The organism is Klebsiella sp. GB_Kp056, from assembly GCF_040064755.1.
GTDB classification, from domain to species: domain Bacteria; phylum Pseudomonadota; class Gammaproteobacteria; order Enterobacterales; family Enterobacteriaceae; genus Klebsiella; species Klebsiella quasipneumoniae.
The window spans coordinates 185,264-204,232 of record NZ_JBEAJA010000053.1; the positions used below are offsets into that span (position 1 = coordinate 185,264).

General features: G+C 56.5%; 19 protein-coding genes. 12 read left to right on the forward strand and 7 right to left on the reverse strand.

The genetic code is table 11. The annotated features are described in order from the left end of the window. Window positions 1–9: 9 nt before the first annotated feature. Together ABLV52_RS14545 and rluB are read left to right on the forward strand one after the other, a co-directional pair. Entirely contained in the window at window positions 10–672 is a 663-nt protein-coding gene (locus ABLV52_RS14545) for a response regulator (RefSeq protein ID WP_023289329.1), read from the forward strand. A 380-nt stretch (window positions 673–1,052) separates the two neighbouring features. Next, entirely contained in the window at window positions 1,053–1,955 is a 903-nt protein-coding gene (rluB, locus tag ABLV52_RS14550; RefSeq protein WP_023289330.1) for a 23S rRNA pseudouridine(2605) synthase RluB, read from the forward strand. A 60-nt stretch (window positions 1,956–2,015) separates the two neighbouring features. Here the strand turns inward: rluB and cobO are convergent, their stop codons facing one another. Both cobO and ABLV52_RS14560 read right to left on the reverse strand, forming a co-directional pair. After that, entirely contained in the window at window positions 2,016–2,606 is a 591-nt protein-coding gene (gene cobO / locus ABLV52_RS14555) for a cob(I)yrinic acid a,c-diamide adenosyltransferase (RefSeq protein WP_023289331.1), read from the reverse strand. Next, window positions 2,603–3,364: a YciK family oxidoreductase gene (locus ABLV52_RS14560; RefSeq protein ID WP_032452539.1), complete on the reverse strand. Its 762-nt coding sequence runs from the start codon at window positions 3,362–3,364 to the stop codon at window positions 2,603–2,605. Before ABLV52_RS14560 ends, cobO begins: the two co-directional genes overlap by 4 nt. 255 nt (window positions 3,365–3,619) lie before the next feature. On the opposite strand from ABLV52_RS14560, the gene sohB reads away from it, so the two are divergent. Next, window positions 3,620–4,666, forward strand: a complete 1,047-nt coding sequence (gene sohB, locus ABLV52_RS14565) for a protease SohB (RefSeq protein ID WP_032429135.1) — start codon at window positions 3,620–3,622, stop codon at window positions 4,664–4,666. A 62-nt stretch (window positions 4,667–4,728) separates the two neighbouring features. Here sohB and ABLV52_RS14570 read toward each other — a convergent pair whose 3' ends face one another. Further along, complete coding sequence (locus ABLV52_RS14570; RefSeq protein WP_002901761.1) at window positions 4,729–4,980, reverse strand: YciN family protein; 252 nt, start codon at window positions 4,978–4,980, stop codon at window positions 4,729–4,731. 406 nt (window positions 4,981–5,386) lie between these two features. Here ABLV52_RS14570 and topA point away from each other — a divergent pair, with 406 nt between their 5' ends. The 4 genes from topA (at window position 5,387) to acnA (ending at window position 12,777) form a co-directional block, all read left to right on the forward strand. Continuing rightward, entirely contained in the window at window positions 5,387–7,984 is a 2,598-nt protein-coding gene (gene topA, locus ABLV52_RS14575) for a type I DNA topoisomerase (protein ID WP_023289334.1), read from the forward strand. Window positions 7,985–8,327: 343 nt separating this feature from the next. Then, entirely contained in the window at window positions 8,328–9,302 is a 975-nt protein-coding gene (gene cysB, locus ABLV52_RS14580; protein ID WP_004203875.1) for an HTH-type transcriptional regulator CysB, read from the forward strand. A gap of 245 nt (window positions 9,303–9,547) precedes the next feature. Next, the gene (locus ABLV52_RS14585) at window positions 9,548–9,715 is read left to right on the forward strand and encodes a YmiA family putative membrane protein (RefSeq protein WP_002901776.1); all 168 of its coding nucleotides are present in this window, start codon (window positions 9,548–9,550) and stop codon (window positions 9,713–9,715) included. Between the two features lie 389 nt (window positions 9,716–10,104). Further along, window positions 10,105–12,777 (forward strand): aconitate hydratase AcnA, encoded by a 2,673-nt coding sequence (gene acnA / locus ABLV52_RS14590; protein ID WP_023289335.1) that lies wholly within the window; start codon window positions 10,105–10,107, stop codon window positions 12,775–12,777. A 47-nt stretch (window positions 12,778–12,824) separates the two neighbouring features. Here acnA and ribA read toward each other — a convergent pair whose 3' ends face one another. Further along, complete coding sequence (ribA, locus tag ABLV52_RS14595; protein WP_023289336.1) at window positions 12,825–13,427, reverse strand: GTP cyclohydrolase II; 603 nt, start codon at window positions 13,425–13,427, stop codon at window positions 12,825–12,827. A gap of 163 nt (window positions 13,428–13,590) precedes the next feature. Between ribA and pgpB the strand changes: the two genes are divergently transcribed. The 5 genes from pgpB to yciH all read left to right on the forward strand — a co-directional run bounded on the left by pgpB (window position 13,591) and on the right by yciH (window position 17,233). Next, window positions 13,591–14,358 (forward strand): phosphatidylglycerophosphatase B, encoded by a 768-nt coding sequence (gene pgpB, locus ABLV52_RS14600; protein ID WP_023289337.1) that lies wholly within the window; start codon window positions 13,591–13,593, stop codon window positions 14,356–14,358. Window positions 14,359–14,493: 135 nt separating this feature from the next. Continuing rightward, on the forward strand, window positions 14,494–14,802 hold the full coding sequence (locus ABLV52_RS14605) for a LapA family protein (RefSeq protein ID WP_023289338.1): 309 nt from the start codon (window positions 14,494–14,496) through the stop codon (window positions 14,800–14,802). A 6-nt stretch (window positions 14,803–14,808) separates the two neighbouring features. Then, window positions 14,809–15,978 (forward strand): lipopolysaccharide assembly protein LapB, encoded by a 1,170-nt coding sequence (gene lapB, locus ABLV52_RS14610; RefSeq protein WP_004203879.1) that lies wholly within the window; start codon window positions 14,809–14,811, stop codon window positions 15,976–15,978. A gap of 191 nt (window positions 15,979–16,169) precedes the next feature. Then, window positions 16,170–16,907 (forward strand): orotidine-5'-phosphate decarboxylase, encoded by a 738-nt coding sequence (pyrF, locus tag ABLV52_RS14615; RefSeq protein WP_023289339.1) that lies wholly within the window; start codon window positions 16,170–16,172, stop codon window positions 16,905–16,907. Beyond that, window positions 16,907–17,233 carry a stress response translation initiation inhibitor YciH gene (gene yciH, locus ABLV52_RS14620; RefSeq protein ID WP_002901782.1) on the forward strand — a complete coding sequence of 109 codons (327 nt, stop codon included), beginning with the start codon at window positions 16,907–16,909 and terminating at the stop codon, window positions 17,231–17,233. Before pyrF ends, yciH begins: the two co-directional genes overlap by 1 nt. A gap of 129 nt (window positions 17,234–17,362) precedes the next feature. Here yciH and osmB read toward each other — a convergent pair whose 3' ends face one another. The 3 genes from osmB to ABLV52_RS14635 all read right to left on the reverse strand — a co-directional run bounded on the left by osmB (window position 17,363) and on the right by ABLV52_RS14635 (window position 18,855). Further along, a complete protein-coding gene (gene osmB / locus ABLV52_RS14625; RefSeq protein WP_002901783.1) occupies window positions 17,363–17,581 on the reverse strand; it encodes an osmotically-inducible lipoprotein OsmB in 219 nt (72 codons plus the stop codon). A gap of 271 nt (window positions 17,582–17,852) precedes the next feature. Beyond that, window positions 17,853–18,602 (reverse strand): DNA-binding transcriptional regulator YciT, encoded by a 750-nt coding sequence (locus ABLV52_RS14630; RefSeq protein ID WP_023289340.1) that lies wholly within the window; start codon window positions 18,600–18,602, stop codon window positions 17,853–17,855. A 73-nt stretch (window positions 18,603–18,675) separates the two neighbouring features. After that, window positions 18,676–18,855: a hypothetical protein gene (locus ABLV52_RS14635; protein ID WP_004203883.1), complete on the reverse strand. Its 180-nt coding sequence runs from the start codon at window positions 18,853–18,855 to the stop codon at window positions 18,676–18,678. Window positions 18,856–18,969: the final 114 nt, after the last annotated feature.

An 18,969-nucleotide genomic window follows, 5' to 3' on the forward strand; every position in this document is an offset into this window, starting at 1 on the left:
AACCTGGTTATGCTTCATGAGCTGATATCGTTAATCAATGTTGTTATTTGGCCCGCTATTGTTCTGTTTTTTCTATGTCGATTTGGAACTGCAATCAACCGGTTTCTTGAAAACCTCAGCCGCCTTTCCATTAAAGGTCCCGGCTTTGAAGTCGAGACCTTCAATAAAGGGGCTGAGTCTAGTGCCAATCTTGCCGCTGCATTGGCCAGCAAAGGTACCATTGCTAAAGGCGAGGGTAATGTAGAGCAAAGCGTTCTGGATGACGTCAACGTAGTGACTCAGGCTGTAACGCCGAGAGTATTGCGAAGAGCGGGTGATGCCGTCATCTTGTGGGTTGATGACAGACCCAATGGTAATCGCTTTGAACGTCAGTCCATGGAAGCTCTGGGCATAAGGTTTGTTAATGTAGTATCTACCGACGAGGCTCTCGAAAGACTAAAAAATCAGTCGTTTGATGTGATTATTTCCGATATGAAGAGGCCTGGGGATGATCGTGCGGGATATACTCTCCTGGATGAGCTAAGAAGAAAGGGCAAAGACATTCCATACATTATCTATGCGAGCTCCAATGCTGCTCAGCATAAGGAACAAGCAAAACAGCATGGCGCTTTAGACGCGACCAATAATCCACCGGAATTATTTCGCCTGGTCATGGGGGCGTTAAAAAAATAATTATCCATCAAATCCAGAGGATGGCTTCTGCATTCCACCCCTTGCTCAATCCACGCTGGAGGCGGGTTATCTGTAAATTTCCTTTCCCGGATTGATAATCAATGACCCACCAGGTCTTTTCAGGTTCAGGCTGCTCGCAAATCTAAGCGTCCGCGCAAAATCTGTTCCATACTCAAGGCGCAATGCGGCGAACAGAAGCTTTCCCGACGAAGTTAGTGTAGTATGTTCGGCCACGATTACGGGCTCGCGGTGAATGTTTTGCGCATGCCAGCGAGACTTTACGTAAAAAGTATATACGTAACAATGAGTTGTTGATAAAGGCCTCATTGTTTCATAAAGCATACCAGACGCCTGGGAAGGCGACACCTTAAGGAAGCTCAATGAGCGAGAAACTGCAAAAAGTGCTGGCCCGCGCCGGCCACGGCTCCCGCCGTGAAATTGAAGCGAAAATCGAAGCTGGCCGCGTCAGCGTCGATGGCAAAATCGCCACCCTCGGCGACCGTGTGGAAATCGTCCCCGGTTTAAAAATTCGTATCGATGGCCATCTGATCTCGGTGAAAGAGTCCGCCGAGCAGATCTGCCGCGTGCTGGCTTACTACAAGCCGGAAGGCGAACTGTGCACCCGTAACGATCCGGAAGGGCGCCCGACGGTGTTCGATCGTCTGCCTAAACTGCGCGGCGCACGCTGGATTGCCGTTGGTCGTCTGGACGTCAACACCTGCGGCCTGCTGCTGTTCACCACCGACGGCGAACTGGCAAACCGTCTGATGCACCCGAGCCGTGAAGTCGAGCGTGAGTACGCCGTTCGCGTTTTCGGCCAGGTGGATGAAGATAAGCTGCGTCAACTGTCTCGCGGCGTGCAGCTAGAGGATGGTCCGGCGGCGTTTAAAACCATTAAATTCACCGGCGGTGAAGGGATTAACCAGTGGTACAACGTCACCCTGACCGAAGGGCGTAACCGCGAAGTGCGTCGCCTGTGGGAAGCGGTCGGCGTGCAGGTCAGTCGCCTGATCCGCGTGCGCTATGGCGATATTTTGCTGCCGAAAGGCCTGCCGCGCGGCGGCTATACCGAGCTGGACCTGGCGCAGACCAACTACCTGCGCGAGCTGGTGGAACTCACTCCGGAAACCAGCTCTAAGGTCGCCGTTGAAAAAGATCGTCGCCGGTTGAAAGCCAATCAGATCCGCCGGGCGGTGAAGCGCCACAGCCAGAGCAGCGCTAACCCGCGCCAGGGTAATAACAGCAACCGCCGTTCCAGTACCCGCAATAAGACCAACGGTTAATGTTGCGCGTTCCGGTGGTTTTGCGCCGGAACGCGGACTTCCTTCCGCCGTATCCGGCCCTCAGTAGTCAATCCCCATCTGTGCTTTAATGCCGGCATCAAAGGCATGTTTCACCGGGCGCAGCTCGCTGACGGTATCCGCCAGTTCAATAATATCGCGATGACAGCCGCGGCCGGTGATGATCACCGACTGGTGGGCAGGACGCTCACGTAGGGCGCTCAGCACCGCCTCCAGCGGCAGGTAATCGTAGGCCACCATGTAGGTCAGTTCGTCCAGCAGCACCAGATCGAGCTGGTCGTCGGCAAGCATACGGCGGGCATGCTCCCAGACCGCCAGACAGGCGGCGGTATCGCTGTCGCGGTCCTGGGTGTTCCAGGTAAAGCCTGTCGCCATTACCTGGAATTCGACGCCGTGTGGCTCCAGCAGATTACGCTCGCCGTTAGGCCAGGTCCCCTTGATAAACTGGATCACGCCGACTTTTTTGCCGTGGCCGACGGCGCGGGTCGCGGTGCCAAAGGCGGCGGTGGTTTTGCCTTTGCCGTTGCCGGTAAAGACCATCACAATGCCGCGTTCGTCCTGGGCCGCCGCCACCCGGGCGTCAACTTTATCTTTCAGCCGCTGCTGGCGTTCGCGGTAGCGTTCATCACTCATTGGGCAATTCCTGGTTTACGCCCCGGTTGGGCGTCGAAGGTCATTCCCGTCTTGCGACGACTGTCGTCGCCCATCAGCCACAGATAGACGGGCATAATGTCAGCGGGGGTTTTCAGTTTCAGCGGATCTTCCGTCGGGAACGCGCTGGCGCGCATGCCGGTGCGGGTGCCGCCAGGGTTGATGCAGTTTACGCGCAGGTGGCGGCTTTGGTACTCGTCGGCCAGCACCTGCATCATCCCCTCGGTAGCGAATTTGGAGACGGCATAGGCGCCCCAGTTGGCGCGACCCTGACGACCGACGCTGGATGAGGTAAAGACCAGCGAACCTGATTCAGAACGGAGTAATAAAGGAAGAAGCGCCTGGGTCAGCATAAAGGTGCCATTGACGTTCACCTGCATCACCTGCTGCCAGACCTCCGGTTTCTGCTCATCCATCGGGCAGATATCGCCGAGCAGGCCAGCATTGTGCAGCACGCCGTCAAGGCGGGGATAGTGCATGCTGATCTGCTGCGCCAGCTGCTGACACGCCTGCGGCGTGCAGGTTAGCAGGTCGAGAGTAAACCAGCGGGGGGAAATACCGCCCTCGCGTTCAATCTCCTGGGCGACGGCGCGCAGTTTTTCGTCGTTGCGGCCAAGCAGAATCACGCTGGCGCTGTAGCGGGCGTAGGTCAGGGCCGCTTCACGGCCAATTCCGTCGCTGGCCCCGGTGACCAGAATGATGCGATCTTTCAGCAAGTGGCGTTGCGGTTGATAATGCACGGCGACTCCTTTGGCGATCGGCTCTCGATCGCGCTTCATCTTTGGTATCTCACTTTTGCGCTGTTATGCCTGAAAGCGCCCGCCATTGCAATCGGCGAAGCGGAAAGTATTCACAAAATTAATATCTTGCAACGATTTCAGCCTCGCTGAAAAAAAACGGAATCCGCTGCGCAGAGGACACAAAGCACAAAGACTTCTCGCCAAGGGCTGATGTACACTGTGCAGCAACGTCAGTGCTTTACACAAGGTGAAAACGTGGAATTACTTGCTCAATATGGCTTATTTTTAGCCAAGATCGCGACCGTTGTCGTCGCTATCGCGGTGATTGCCGCTATTATCGTCAACCTGGCCCAGCGCAAGAAGCAGCGCGGCGAGCTGCGGGTGACGAATCTTAGCGAGCATTATAAAGAGATGAAGGAGTCGCTGGCGGTGGCCCTGCTGGATGGCCCGCAGCAGAAGCAGTGGCATAAGTCGCAGAAGAAAAAGCAAAAGCAAGAGGCAAAGGCGGCGAAAGCGCGGGCGAAGCTGGGTAACGTGGAGCCGGAAGGCAAGCCGCGCGCCTGGGTGCTGGATTTCAAAGGTAGTATGGATGCCCATGAGGTCACCAGCCTGCGCGAAGAGATCACCGCGGTGCTGGCCGCGGCGAAAGCGCGCGATCAGGTGGTGATTCGTCTGGAAAGCCCCGGCGGGGTGGTGCACGGCTACGGGCTGGCTGCCTCTCAGCTGCAGCGCTTGCGTGACAAACAGATCCCGCTGACGGTGGCGGTCGATAAAGTGGCGGCCAGCGGCGGCTATATGATGGCCTGCGTGGCGAACAAAATTGTCTCGGCGCCGTTTGCGATCCTCGGCTCTATTGGCGTGGTGGCGCAGATCCCAAACCTGCACCGTTTCCTGAAGAACAAAGATATTGATATCGAACTGCACACCGCCGGACAGTACAAACGAACGCTCACTATGCTGGGTGAAAACACTGAAGAAGGACGGCGCAAGTTCCGCGAGGATCTCAATGAGACGCACCATTTGTTCAAGGATTTCGTCCATCGGATGCGCCCGGGCCTTGATATTGAGCAGGTGGCCACTGGCGAGCACTGGTACGGGGTACAGGCGCTGGAAAAAGGGCTGGTGGATGCGGTTGAAACCAGCGATGAGCTGCTGCTGGGATTAATGGAAAGCCACGAGGTGATCGGGGTGCGTTATCAACAGCGTAAGAAAATGCTCGATCGCTTCACCGGTAGCGCGGCGGAGAGTGCCGATCGACTGCTGCTGCGCTGGTGGCAGCGCGGACAGAAGCCGCTGATGTAGATGATAAAACGCGAGGCTCTGCCTCGCGTTCTCGTTTAGAGCGGTCTTAATTTACTCCGGTCTTAATCGACAAGGTGATATTTGTCCGACAGCTCATGGGCGAGGTACTTAAACATATTAAATACCGCTGTACTCTTTGGCGTCGGCAGACCCTGCTCATCAAGATAAAACTCACCGCTAAACACCAGGACATTGTTGCGCTGAACGACGTCGGTGGCTTCGATACCGGCTAACGTATCCTCATGTTCGCGAATAAGTTTGTTGGCTTTTTCGAGCAGCGTCTGGCGATCGATTGGTTGGGTTGTACCTTGCATAACGGACTCCTCTTTTTCTCCGGGCGTAGTTTACGCCGCACGGCGGCGCGGGGCAAATTTTCCATGGACAAAACAGGGGTAATCGTAACCAGTGGAGAAACAGCCGTTTACTGGCGTGATTCGCTTTTGCATGCTAATAAAGTTGCGTAACGAATTTTATCAGGTACAGTGTGACGCTTTCGGCGATCTGGCAACAGATTTGCTTGACATTCGGCCAAAAATTCTTCGTGCTATGTCACCTGACGAAAAAAGGTCAGCAAACTCAAGCGCCTGGTTTTACGGAGTTGAAACAGGTGTTCTGGGTTGATATTCACCGACGGTGCCGCAACATATGAGGCAGTCGCCAGTGGAGGGTGTATGAATGTGCGATGTATTCCTGGATGAATCAAATTAGGTAAAGGTGAATATGGGTAAAGCTCTCGTTATCGTTGAGTCCCCGGCAAAAGCCAAAACGATCAATAAGTATCTGGGTAATGACTACGTGGTGAAATCCAGCGTCGGTCATATCCGCGATTTGCCGACCAGTGGATCAGCTTCCAAAAAGAGCACCGACTCTACCGCCACCAAAGGGGCTAAAAAGCCTAAAAAGGACGAACGTGGTGCTCTGGTTAACCGCATGGGCGTGGACCCATGGCATGACTGGAATGCGCATTATGAAGTACTTCCGGGTAAAGAAAAGGTAGTTTCCGAACTCAAACAGTTGGCGGAAAAAGCTGACCACATCTATCTCGCAACCGACCTTGACCGCGAAGGGGAAGCCATTGCCTGGCACCTGCGGGAAGTCATCGGCGGCGATGAGCAGCGTTACAGCCGCGTGGTGTTCAATGAGATCACCAAAAACGCCATTCGTCAGGCTTTCGAAAAGCCGGGCGAGCTGAATATCGATCGGGTTAACGCCCAGCAGGCGCGTCGCTTTATGGACCGCGTGGTGGGTTATATGGTTTCGCCGCTGCTGTGGAAAAAAATCGCCCGTGGTCTTTCTGCCGGGCGCGTGCAGTCCGTCGCGGTCCGCCTGGTGGTGGAGCGTGAGCGTGAAATCAAAGCGTTCGTCCCGGAAGAGTACTGGGAAGTTGATGCCAGTACCACCACGCCGGGCGGCGACGCGCTGCCGCTGCAGGTGACCCATAAGGATGATAAGCCATTCCGTCCGGTCAGCCGTGATGAGACGATGGCGGCGGTATCGCTGCTGGAAAAAGCCAGCTACAGCGTACTGGAGCGGGAAGACAAGCCGACCAGCAGTAAGCCGGGCGCACCGTTCATCACCTCCACCCTGCAGCAGGCGGCCAGCACCCGTCTCGGCTTCGGTGTGAAAAAGACCATGATGATGGCTCAACGTCTCTATGAGGCGGGGCACATCACCTATATGCGTACCGACTCCACCAACCTGAGTCAGGACGCGCTGAACATGGTTCGCGGTTATATCAGCGATAAGTTTGGTAAAAAATATTTGCCGGAAAGCGCGAATCAGTACGCCAGCAAAGAAAATTCACAAGAAGCGCACGAAGCGATTCGTCCGTCTGATGTGAACGTGCTGGCGGAAACGCTGAAAGATATGGAAGCGGATGCGCAGAAACTGTATCAGCTGATCTGGCGCCAGTTTGTCGCCTGTCAGATGACGCCGGCGCAGTACGACTCCACGACGCTGACCGTGGCGGCGGGCGATTTCAAACTGAAAGCGCGCGGTCGTACCTTACGCTTCGACGGCTGGACCAAAGTGATGCCGGCCCTGCGCAAGGGCGATGAAGACCGGACCCTGCCGCTGGTCAAACAGGGCGACCAGCTGAGCCTGGTCGAGCTGACGCCTGCGCAGCACTTTACCAAGCCGCCGGCGCGCTTCAGCGAAGCCTCGCTGGTTAAAGAGCTGGAAAAACGCGGCATCGGCCGTCCGTCGACCTATGCCTCGATTATCTCCACCATTCAGGATCGTGGTTACGTGCGAGTGGAAAACCGTCGTTTCTACGCGGAGAAAATGGGCGAGATCGTCACCGACCGACTGGAAGAGAACTTCCGCGATCTAATGAACTACGACTTCACCGCGCAGATGGAAGATCGTCTCGATCAGGTGGCTAACCACCAGGCCGAGTGGAAAGAGGTGCTGAACCACTTCTTCGGCGATTTTACCACCCAGCTGGAGACGGCGGAGAAAGATCCGGAAGAGGGCGGCATGCAGCCGAACCCGATGGTGCTTACCAGCATCGACTGCCCGACCTGCGGCCGTAAAATGGGTATCCGTACCGCCAGCACCGGCGTTTTCCTCGGTTGTTCGGGCTATGCCCTGTCGCCGAAAGAGCGCTGCAAAACCACCATTAACCTGGTGCCGGAAAACGAAGTCCTCAACGTGCTGGAAGGCGATGACGCCGAAACTAACGCGCTGCGCGCCAAACGCCGCTGCCAGAAGTGCGGTACGGCGATGGACAGCTACCTTATCGATCCCAAGCGTAAACTGCACGTCTGCGGTAACAACCCGACCTGCGATGGCTATGAGATTGAAGAGGGCGAGTTCCGCATCAAGGGCTATGACGGTCCGGTAGTGGAGTGCGAGAAGTGCGGCTCCGAGATGCACCTGAAGATGGGGCGTTTTGGGAAGTACATGGCTTGTACCAACGACGAGTGTAAGAATACGCGTAAGATCCTGCGCAATGGGGAAGTGGCGCCGCCGAAGGAAGATCCGGTGCCGCTGCCGGAGCTGCCGTGCGAGAAGTCTGACGCCTATTTCGTACTGCGTGACGGGGCCGCGGGCGTCTTCCTGGCGGCCAACACCTTCCCGAAATCACGGGAAACGCGCGCGCCGCTGGTGGAAGAGCTGTACCGCTTCCGCGATCGTCTGCCGGAAAAACTGCGTTATCTCGCCGATGCGCCGCAGCAGGATCCGGAAGGCAATAAGACGCTGGTGCGCTTTAGCCGTAAAACGAAGCAACAGTACGTAGCGTCCGAAAAAGAGGGCAAAGCGACCGGCTGGTCTGCCTTCTTTATCGACGGTAAATGGACGGAAGCTAAAAAGTAACTGACCATTATCAGGCAGGAAAAGGGCGCTTTTCCTGCTCTGGCGGCCGGCAGGGGCCATTGATGCCTCTGCCGTGTCGTTTTCCTTTCTCTCCGCGCTTTTCACCCTCTTATAACCACCTATATTATTTTTCGTTACCGTCTATACAGTGTTGATATAAATGATATAGTGGTTATAGTTAATGCCTTTTTTATTATTAAAACGTCTTATACATCATCGCTTTCAGGATGCGTTGCGGCGCCACTATGGTCAACTGCCGGGAGGCCTGGCCTTCACCGGCGACAAGTTGCCTGAACGTAAAGTGTATTAAGCGGCTTCATTTTACGCGCAAACGGATATCAGCATGAAACTACAACAGCTTCGCTACATCGTTGAGGTGGTTAACCATAACCTGAATGTTTCATCCACCGCCGAAGGGCTTTATACCTCTCAGCCAGGCATCAGTAAGCAGGTGCGTATGCTGGAAGACGAGCTGGGCATCCAAATCTTTGCCCGCAGCGGCAAGCATTTGACTCAGGTGACGCCTGCCGGGCAGGAGATCATCCGTATTGCCCGCGAGGTGTTGTCGAAAGTCGATGCCATCAAATCTGTCGCCGGGGAGCATACCTGGCCGGACAAAGGGTCGCTGTACGTGGCGACCACCCATACCCAGGCGCGCTATGCGTTGCCCGGGGTGATCAAGGGCTTTATTGAACGCTATCCGCGGGTGTCGCTCCATATGCATCAGGGTTCGCCAACCCAGATCGCCGAAGCCGTGTCGAAAGGCAACGCCGACTTCGCCATTGCTACCGAAGCGCTGCATCTGTATGACGACCTGGTGATGCTGCCATGCTATCACTGGAACCGGTCGATCGTGGTGACGCCGGAGCATCCTCTGGCCTCCAGGGGCTCGGTATCAATAGAAGAGCTGGCGCAGTACCCGCTGGTGACCTATACCTTTGGCTTCACCGGCCGCTCCGAACTGGACACCGCGTTTAACCGTGCGGGCCTGACGCCGCGCATTGTCTTTACCGCTACCGATGCCGACGTCATTAAAACCTATGTTCGCCTGGGGTTGGGGGTTGGGGTGATTGCCAGCATGGCGGTAGATCCGGTCTCCGATCCGGACCTGGTGAAGCTGGATGCCAACGGTATTTTCAGCCACAGCACCACTAAAATAGGCTTCCGCCGTAGCACCTTCTTACGAAGCTACATGTATGATTTTATTCAACGTTTTGCACCCCATCTGACCCGGGATGTCGTGGATACCGCAGTGGCGCTACGGTCGAATGAAGATATTGAAGCGATGTTCAAAGATATAAAACTTCCGGAAAAATAACCCCGTTAAAAATAATGGCATTCCGTGTAAGGAGTGCCATTAACTATCATGGCCCTTATTTAACAACTTAAACCTCGAACCAATCACAAAATTAAGAATTTCTGATAACACGTTTTTCATAATGCCCGCCGCGATCAAATAACCGGTCAAATATATTCCATCAGGCCTAAATTCACTGGATTAATCGTTTATCCATAATTAAGATTTATCTGTACCTGATGATTTGAGCAATTGGTGGTGACAATATGATAAGTAATATCGATTACATGAAACTGGCGATGTCATACGAAAATGACAAAACCGAAATCGATCCCGTTCTGCGTAGTCGCGTATGGGGCGTAGTGTTGGTAGGGCTGGCGATGTTCTGGAGCATCATCGCGCTCACCATCTGCAACATCTGGATTGTCAGCTAAAGCTGTAGGTCATCGTTGTAGATACATGTCATTTTTATGACAGTGAAAGGAAACTGTAATATAAAATCAGTGACCGGCAATACAGGGAGAATATATTTTGCCGCGGGATTCATCCAACCTGAAATCAATCACAAGAGCTAATCGGCCAGCAGGTAATGATTAGCTCTTTTTTTGTCCTCGTGTACTAATACAATATCGCTTAAAAGACCTCTCTGCACTATTTTGGTGCTATTTCCTCTGCGCGTAGATAATTCCCTTTTAACCCCTCTCCGTCACATCAGATTTAGCAATTTGGGTTGTTATCAAAGTGTTATGCCCAGCATGTGTTATCTTTAATGGAGACCCTGAGGAGAATCGGGGTATGCCATCCCTGAGATAAAGGAGGAGCTATGTCGTCAACCCTACGAGAAGCCAGTAAGGATACGCTGCAGGTTAACGCGAAAACCTGGCATTACTACAGTCTGCCGCTGGCGGAGAAGCAGCTGGGCGATCTCAGTCGACTGCCCAAGTCGCTGAAGGTGCTGATGGAGAACCTGTTGCGCTGGCAGGACGGTGACTCGGTGACTGAAGAAGATATTCGCGCCCTTGCCGGTTGGCTGCAGCAGGCCCATGCCGACAGGGAGATTGCTTATCGTCCGGCCCGCGTCCTGATGCAGGACTTTACCGGCGTACCGGCGGTGGTGGATCTGGCCGCCATGCGCGAGGCGGTGAAACGCCTGGGCGGCGATACCGCGAAGGTGAACCCGCTGTCGCCGGTCGACCTGGTAATCGACCACTCGGTGACGGTCGACCGCTTCGGCGATGACGAAGCCTTTGAAGACAACGTCCGCCTGGAAATGGAACGTAACCACGAACGCTACGCTTTTCTGCGCTGGGGGCAGCAGGCCTTCAGCCGCTTCAGCGTGGTGCCGCCGGGCACCGGGATTTGCCACCAGGTCAACCTGGAATATCTCGGACGGGCGGTGTGGAGCGAAGAGGTGAATGGGAAGTGGATGGCGTGGCCGGATACCCTGGTGGGTACCGACTCCCATACCACCATGATTAACGGGCTCGGCGTGCTGGGCTGGGGCGTGGGCGGGATTGAAGCGGAAGCCGCCATGCTTGGCCAGCCGGTGTCGATGCTGATCCCCGATGTGGTAGGCTTTAAGCTCAGCGGCAAATTGCGCGAAGGCATTACCGCTACTGACCTGGTCCTGACGGTCACCCAGATGCTGCGCCAGCACGGCGTTGTCGGAAAATTTGTTGAGTTCTACGGTGACGGTCTGGATACCTTACCCCTGGCCGACCGCGCCACCATCGCCAATATGGCGCCAGAGTATGGCGCCACCTGCGGTTTCTTCCCGATCGATGACGTGACGCTCAGCTATATGCGCCTCAGCGGACGTAGCGAAGAACAGGTGGCGCTGGTGGAAGCCTATGCCAAAGCGCAGGGCATGTGGCGCCAGCCGGGCGATGAGCCGGTCTTTACCAGTACCCTGGCGCTGGATATGGGCAGCGTTGAAGCAAGCCTCGCCGGGCCGAAGCGGCCGCAGGATCGCGTGGCGCTCGGCGATGTGCCGAAAGCCTTTGCCGCCAGCGGCGAGCTGGAGGTTAACCACCTTCAGCGTCAGCGCCAGCCGGTGGCGTATACGCTGAACGGGCATCACTATTCGCTGCCGGATGGCGCTGTGGCCATTGCGGCGATCACGTCCTGTACCAACACCTCCAACCCCAGCGTGCTGATGGCCGCCGGCCTGCTGGCGAAAAAAGCCGTCGAACGCGGACTGCAGCCGCAGCCGTGGGTGAAAGCTTCTCTGGCCCCGGGCTCGAAAGTGGTGTCGGATTATCTGGCCCATGCCGGCCTGACGCCTTACCTCGACCAGCTCGGCTTCAATCTGGTGGGGTATGGCTGTACCACCTGTATCGGTAACTCCGGCCCGCTGCCGGAACCTATTGAAGAAGCAATCAAAAAAGGCGACCTCACCGTCGGGGCGGTGCTCTCCGGTAACCGTAACTTCGAAGGGCGTATCCACCCGCTGGTGAAAACCAACTGGCTGGCCTCGCCGCCGCTGGTGGTCGCTTACGCGCTGGCCGGGAACATGAACATCGATCTTACCCGCGAGCCGCTGGGGCAGGGCAGCGACGGCGAGCCGGTCTATCTGAGAGATATCTGGCCGAGCGGGGAGGAGATTGCCCGCGCGGTGGAACAGGTCTCCACGGAGATGTTCCGCAAAGAGTACGCGGAAGTGTTTTCCGGGACAGAGGAGTGGAAGGCGATCAAGGTGGAGGCGTCAGATACCTACGACTGGCAGGAAGATTCGACCTATATTCGCCTGTCGCCGTTCTTTGACGAGATGGGCATTGAGCCGCTGCCGGTGGAGGATATTCACGGCGCGCGGATCCTCGCCATGCTGGGCGATTCAGTGACCACTGACCACATTTCGCCGGCGGGAAGCATCAAAGCCGATAGTCCGGCAGGCCGCTATCTGCAGGAGCATGGGGTTGCCCGGCGCGACTTTAACTCCTACGGCTCCCGTCGCGGTAACCATGAGGTGATGATGCGCGGCACCTTCGCCAATATCCGCATCCGCAACGAAATGGTGCCGGGGGTGGAAGGGGGCATGACCCGCCATCTGCCGGACCGCGAACCGGTGGCGATCTACGATGCAGCGATGCTGTATAAAGCTGAGGGCATACCGCTGGCGGTGATTGCTGGTAAGGAGTATGGCTCAGGTTCCAGTCGCGACTGGGCGGCGAAGGGGCCGCGCCTGCTGGGGATCCGGGTGGTGATCGCCGAGTCCTTCGAACGTATCCACCGCTCCAACCTGATCGGGATGGGTATTCTGCCGCTGGAGTTCCCGCAGGGCGTCACCCGTAAAACGCTACAGTTGACCGGCGAAGAGCGGATTGATGTCAGTAACCTGCAGTCGCTGCAGCCCGGCGCCACGGTGCCAGTGACCCTCACCCGCGCTGACGGCTCGCAGGAGGTGATCGCCTGCCGGTGTCGTATCGACACGGCGACCGAACTCACCTACTACCGCAACGACGGCATTTTGCACTACGTCATTCGCAATATGCTGTAAAACGAAGGGCCAGCATCGCTGGCCCTCTCTTTACGCTGCCGCCGGTATTATTCCGCCGGCTTGCTGTTCAGCAGATGGCCCATCTTGGCGGCTTTGGTGTCCAGATAGTGGGCGTTTTTCGGGTTGCGCCCGACGATCAGCGGAACGCGCTCCACAATGTTAATCCCGGCTTCGCTGAGGATTTCCACTTTTTTCGGGTTGTTGGTTAATAACCGCACTTGCTCAACGTTGAGCAGCTTGAACATATCGGCGCACAGGGTGAAGTCGCGTTCATCGGCGGCGAAGCCAAGCTGATGGTTCGCTTCGACAGTGTCATAACCCTGATCCTGCAGCGCGTAGGCGCGAATCTTATTCAATAAACCAATGTTGCGACCTTCCTGACGATGATAGAGCAGGATCCCCCGGCCTTCTTCGGCGATATGCGACAGGGCCGCCTCCAGCTGAAAGCCGCAATCACAGCGCAGGCTAAACAAGGCATCGCCCGTCAGACATTCTGAATGGACGCGGGCGAGCACCGGCGACTGCCCTGAAATATCGCCGTATACCAGCGCGACATGATCCTGTCCGGTTGCCAGTTCTTCAAAACCCACCATCAGGAAATCGCCCCAGGGGGTTGGCAGTTTGGCTTCTGCCACACGTTTAAGCTGCATGTGATTCTCCAGATTCTGTCAGCACCTGAATGTGCTTTCTGTTTACCGCTATTTTGCCACAACGCCGGGACGTTCTCCTAATCACGAACGGTTAGCCGCGCGGAAAGCGCACAAACGATCTACTTTCCGCTATGATGTTCATCTACAAGGAGAAGGAGAGAAAATGCTGTTGATTGCCCGACGAACCGCTCTCGCGGCGGCGCTGCTGCTGGTCATGCCCCTCACGGTCTGGCTGTCTGGTTGGCTGTGGCAGCCAGGACTGCCGGTGGTATGGCTGAAAAGCCTCTGGTGGGTGACGGAAACGGTGACCCAGCCGTGGGGAATTATCACCCATGTTGTGCTGTGCGCCTGGTTTCTCTGGTGCCTGCGCTTTCGCCTGCGCGCGGCGCTGATCCTGTTCCTCATTCTTGCCGCCGCCATCCTGGTGGGACAGGGGACCAAATCCTGGGTCAAGGCGCGGGTTCAGGAGCCGAGACCGTTTGTCATCTGGCTGGAAAACGCCAGGCAGGTGCCGGTGACGCAATTCTACGCGTTAAAGCGCAAAGAACGCGCTAAACTGGTGCATGAGCAGCTGGCGCAGGCGCAGGACATCCCGCCGTTTTTACGCAAACACTGGCAGAAAGAGACCGGGTTTGCATTCCCGTCAGGCCATACGATGTTCGCCGCCAGCTGGGCGCTGCTCGCTGCCGGGCTGCTGTGGCCGCGTCGGCGCTGGGGCACGATCGCGGTACTGCTGGCGTGGGCGACGGCGGTGATGGGGAGTCGCCTGGCGCTCGGTATGCACTGGCCGCTGGATCTCATCGTCGCTACGCTGATCTCCTGGCTGCTGGTCACGGTGGCCTGCTGGCTGACGCAGCGTCTTTGCGGGCCGCTCTCGCCGCCGGGGGAAGAGGCGCAGGATATTAAAAAACGGATGCCTGAAGCGGAATAATGTTGATTTTAGCGGCATCCGACCGCATATCCTGTCGAGTTGCCGTGCTTTTTCGTTCCACCGCTGCGGCGAAAATGATACTTTATAGGGCTGAAAGCGGGCTTTTTACGCGCAACCCACAGAACGGGAAGTCATGTGAAATATTTACTCATTTTCTTACTGGTGTTAGCAATCTTCGTCATTTCAGTGACGCTGGGGGCGCAGAATGACCAACAGGTCACTTTCAACTATTTGCTCGCTCAGGGTGAATTCCGCATTTCGACGCTGCTGGCGGTGCTGTTCGCTGCGGGCTTTGCCATCGGCTGGCTGATCTGCGGCCTGTTCTGGCTGCGGGTGCGCGTCTCGCTGGCGCGCGCGGAGCGGAAAATTAAGCGCCTTGAGCACCAGATTGCTCCTGTCAGCCCGGCGGCTGTCGAGGCAGGCGTGCCTGCGGTGAAGGAATAACCTCTTATGCTGGAGTTGTTGTTTCTGCTTTTACCCGTTGCCGCCGCCTACGGCTGGTACATGGGGCGCAGAAGTGCACAACAGTCCAAACAGGACGACGCGAGCCGCCTGTCACGGGATTACGTGGCGGGGGTAAACTTTCTGCTTAGCAACCAGCAGGATAAAGCCGTCGATCTGTTCCTTGATATGCTGAAAGAGGATACCGGCACCGTTGAGGCCCACCTGACCCTCGGCAACCTGTTCCGCTCGCGCGGCGAGGTCGACCGCGCGATCCGTATTCACCAGAGTCTGATGGAAAGCGCGTCGCTCACCTACGACCAGCGCCTGCTGGCGGTGCAACAGCTGGGGCGCGACTATATGGCCGCCGGGCTGTATGACCGCGCGGAAGATATGTTCAAACAGCTGGTGGATGAGACCGATTTTCGCCTCGGCGCGCTGCAGCAGCTGCTGCAGATCTACCAGGCGACCAGCGACTGGCAGTCGGCTATCGAGGTGGCTGAACGGCTGGTGAAGCTGGGGAAAGAGAAGCATCGTGGCGAAATCGCCAACTTTTGGTGCGAACTGGCCCTGCAGCAGATGGCGGCCAACGATCTGGATAAGGCGATGGCGCTGTTGAAGAAAGGCGCCGCCGCGGACCGCAACAGCGCCCGGGTTTCGATCATGATGGGCCGGGTGTGGATGGAGAAGGGCGACTACGCCAAAGCGGTGGAGAGCCTCGAGCGGGTTATCGATCAGGATAAAGAGCTGGTGGGTGAGACGCTGGAGATGCTGCAGACCTGCTACCAGCAGCTCGGCAAAGCCGATGAATGGGAAGTTTTCCTGCGCCGCTGTGTGGAGGAGAACGCCGGGGCGACCGCCGAACTGATGCTGGCGCAGATCCTTGAGCAGCGGGAAGGGGTCGAAGCGGCGCAAAACTACGTGACCCGGCAGCTTGAGCGCCACCCGACCATGCGCGTATTCCATAAGCTGATGGACTACCATCTCAACGAAGCGGAAGAAGGGCGGGCGAAAGAAAGCCTTGGGGTGCTGCGAAACATGGTCGGCGAACAGGTGCGCAGCAAACCGCGCTACCGTTGTCAGAAATGCGGCTTTACCGCTCATACTCTCTACTGGCATTGTCCGTCCTGCCGCTCCTGGGCGACCATCAAACCTATTCGCGGCCTCGACGGCCAGTAAGGACAAAAAAAAGAGGCGCTTTAGTTACAACATACTTATCATTTCTTCCCCGTCACCGCCTGCAGCCCCGGCATCGCCATCGGCCGCGCAGGGCAAAACAGCAGCCTGTTATTTTGTTAGCTTCACAGGTAGAATGCTGCCCGTTTACCTTTTTTGCGCCCTCTGGCGCCCATCAACACTAAGGTCTGGTCATGACGTCAACAGCTATCCCATCTTCCCGCGCTGTCACTTCCTCTCCCGTTGTGGTTGCGCTCGACTATGATAATCGCGATAAAGCGCTGGCATTTGTCGACCGCATCGACCCGCGCGACTGCCGCCTGAAGGTGGGCAAAGAGATGTTCACCCTGCTGGGACCGCAGTTTGTCCGCGATCTGCATCAGCGTGGGTTTGAGGTGTTCCTGGACCTTAAGTTTCACGATATTCCCAACACTACCGCCCGCGCGGTGGCGGCCGCTGCCGAGCTTGGCGTATGGATGGTGAATGTCCATGCCTCCGGCGGCGCGCGGATGATGACCGCGGCGCGCGAAGCGCTGCTGCCCTTTGGTCAAGACGCGCCGCTGCTCATCGCCGTCACCGTCCTCACCAGCATGGAGTCCAGCGACCTGCAGGATCTGGGCATTACCTTATCCCCGGCTGACTACGCGGCGAAGCTGGCGGCGCTGACCCAACGCTGCGGCCTCGACGGGGTGGTGTGTTCAGCTCAGGAGGCGGTACGCTTTAAGCAAGAGCTGGGGCAGGCGTTCAAGCTGGTCACCCCGGGTATCCGTCCGCAGGGCAGCGACGCTGGCGATCAGCGGCGGATCATGACTCCCGAGCAGGCTCAGGCGGCAGGGGTGGACTATATGGTTATTGGCCGCCCGGTTACCCAGTCGACCGATCCAGCCGCGACGCTGCGGGCGATCAACGATTCTCTGCGCAAGGGGGCATAATGAGCGATTCCAACAGCCGTCTGGTCTACTCCACCGAAACCGGGCGTATCGACGAGGCGAAACCGGCGCCGGTGCGCCCGAAAGGCGACGGTATTGTGCGGATCCAGCGCCAGACCAGCGGCCGCAAGGGCAAAGGCGTCTGTCTGATTAGCGGAATTGATGCCGACGATGCGGCGCTCACTGCGCTGGCGGCAGAGCTGAAGAAGAAATGCGGCTGCGGCGGCGCGGTGAAAGATGGCGTGATCGAGATCCAGGGCGACAAACGGGATTTACTGAAGTCGCTGCTCGAGGCGAAAGGGATGAAGGTGAAGTTAGCCGGCGGCTAATTGTTATTTCAACCCTAATTAATGGCCTGGTGAAATAACAAGGCCGCGGTGAATGCCGCGGCCTTGAATGTTTTAACGTGCGTAAGTCAATTCGTGTGAATTATTCTTTTATTTCGTCAGATAAATATATTATTTGCCGACCTGGTGACCAATAATACCACCGACTGCTGCGCCACCCAGGGTACCGAGTGCGCTACCGTCAGTTAACACCGCACCGCCGATGGCGCCGGCACCTGCGCCGATAGCAGTGTTACGATCGCGTTTAGACATGTTAGAGCAAGCGCTCAGAGACATTGCTACAGTGACAGCCAGAACAACAGCAGCCATTTTTTTGCTCGTTGAAGTCATCATTTTTTTCTCCTGAATAATCTATTCATGGATTACAGCGCTCCTGTAAGCATAGCCTGATAAAGCAGCTTTAGGGCAACTCCATGAAGTTAGGGTGCGCAGGTATCACGAAAATCACGCAGGTGATAGTCACTTCCTGTTATATCGCTAATAATAATTTTACTTTTTTTAAAATTTAGCGTCAGGTAAAAAGTCTTAATTACCGGCTCGGAATACTCTCAGAGCGTTAACGCGCCCGTCCGACGCTTGGCTGGGACGGGGCGGAGACACATCAGACGTAGGGTACAATATCCACAGTCAGGCCGCTGCGCAGCAACTGCTCACGGCAGTCGTTCGGCAGACGATCGTCGGTGATAACACGATTGAAGCGGCCGGCTGGCCCAAGCGGATAGGGGTGCACCGCGCTGAATTTTGAGCTATCGCTGAGGATAATCGCTTCGCAGTGCTTCTCCAGAACGGCGTTAACCACGTCCGCACGCATCATATCGCGACCGGTAAAGCCGGTTTCCGCCTGCCAGCCATCGATCCCGATAAAGGCTTTACTGAAATGCACCTGCTGGATGAACTGGCGGGTCAGTGGGCCAACCATACTTTCACTGCGTTTCTGGTAAATCCCGCCCAGCAGGATTACCTCTCCCGGCGTCTCTTTCAGCAGATGGGCGATATAGCTGCTGACGGTGATGATGGTGATATCGCCGCGTTCGGCCAGGGTGCGCGCCAGCAGGGCGTTGCTGCTGCCGTTTTCGATAAATACCGTTTCGCCGGCATTCACCAGCGCCGCGGCGCGGCTGGCCAGTTCACGCTTAATGGCGAAATGGGTCATCATGCGGGTTTCGACATCTTCACTGTCCAGTGGGACGGCGTAGCCATGGGTACGGCGCAGATAGCTCTGCTTCTCCAACAGGTTCAGATCCTGACGGATGGTGACCTCTGAAACTCCGGTCATCTTCGCCAGATCGGCGACGCTCATGCGGCCTTTATCGATGACCACTTGCAAAATACTTTGTTGTCGGGCGTTCATAGCAACATCACTGTTAGGGGGCTATACGGCGAGCAACCGGTCAGCATCGCCGGTTGCGGCATGTGGGCGATAATCAGATTTCCCAGGGCGCTTTGGGTGGTTTGTTTTGCTCGGCGTCGTCTGCCGCCAGCGCCAGCAGCTCCGCTTTGAGGATCTCCAGATTATGGATCGCAGAGTGGTAATCACCGGCAACCAGAATATCCAGCACGGTATCGATACGTTGGGCGAGCAGGTGGGCATTCACATCTGACATGGCATTATCCTGGTAACAAAAACGAATGAAATCAATGATGCTAAAAATGGGTGAAAAAGAGAAGCGAAAAAAACGCACAACCTTAATCGGTGCGACGGAAATGGCGGGACAGGG

Coding starts and splice junctions, on each gene's coding strand:
- ABLV52_RS14545 (WP_023289329.1), top strand. CDS start 10: ATGCTTCATGAGCTGATATCGTTAATCAATGTTGTTATTTGGCCCGCT.
- rluB (WP_023289330.1), top strand. CDS start 1,053: ATGAGCGAGAAACTGCAAAAAGTGCTGGCCCGCGCCGGCCACGGCTCC.
- cobO (WP_023289331.1), bottom strand. CDS start 2,606: ATGAGTGATGAACGCTACCGCGAACGCCAGCAGCGGCTGAAAGATAAA.
- ABLV52_RS14570 (WP_002901761.1), bottom strand. CDS start 4,980: ATGCAAGGTACAACCCAACCAATCGATCGCCAGACGCTGCTCGAAAAA.
- topA (WP_023289334.1), top strand. CDS start 5,387: ATGGGTAAAGCTCTCGTTATCGTTGAGTCCCCGGCAAAAGCCAAAACG.
- cysB (WP_004203875.1), top strand. CDS start 8,328: ATGAAACTACAACAGCTTCGCTACATCGTTGAGGTGGTTAACCATAAC.
- ABLV52_RS14585 (WP_002901776.1), top strand. CDS start 9,548: ATGATAAGTAATATCGATTACATGAAACTGGCGATGTCATACGAAAAT.
- acnA (WP_023289335.1), top strand. CDS start 10,105: ATGTCGTCAACCCTACGAGAAGCCAGTAAGGATACGCTGCAGGTTAAC.
- ribA (WP_023289336.1), bottom strand. CDS start 13,427: ATGCAGCTTAAACGTGTGGCAGAAGCCAAACTGCCAACCCCCTGGGGC.
- pgpB (WP_023289337.1), top strand. CDS start 13,591: ATGCTGTTGATTGCCCGACGAACCGCTCTCGCGGCGGCGCTGCTGCTG.
- lapB (WP_004203879.1), top strand. CDS start 14,809: ATGCTGGAGTTGTTGTTTCTGCTTTTACCCGTTGCCGCCGCCTACGGC.
- pyrF (WP_023289339.1), top strand. CDS start 16,170: ATGACGTCAACAGCTATCCCATCTTCCCGCGCTGTCACTTCCTCTCCC.
- yciH (WP_002901782.1), top strand. CDS start 16,907: ATGAGCGATTCCAACAGCCGTCTGGTCTACTCCACCGAAACCGGGCGT.
- osmB (WP_002901783.1), bottom strand. CDS start 17,581: ATGACTTCAACGAGCAAAAAAATGGCTGCTGTTGTTCTGGCTGTCACT.
- ABLV52_RS14630 (WP_023289340.1), bottom strand. CDS start 18,602: ATGAACGCCCGACAACAAAGTATTTTGCAAGTGGTCATCGATAAAGGC.
- ABLV52_RS14635 (WP_004203883.1), bottom strand. CDS start 18,855: ATGTCAGATGTGAATGCCCACCTGCTCGCCCAACGTATCGATACCGTG.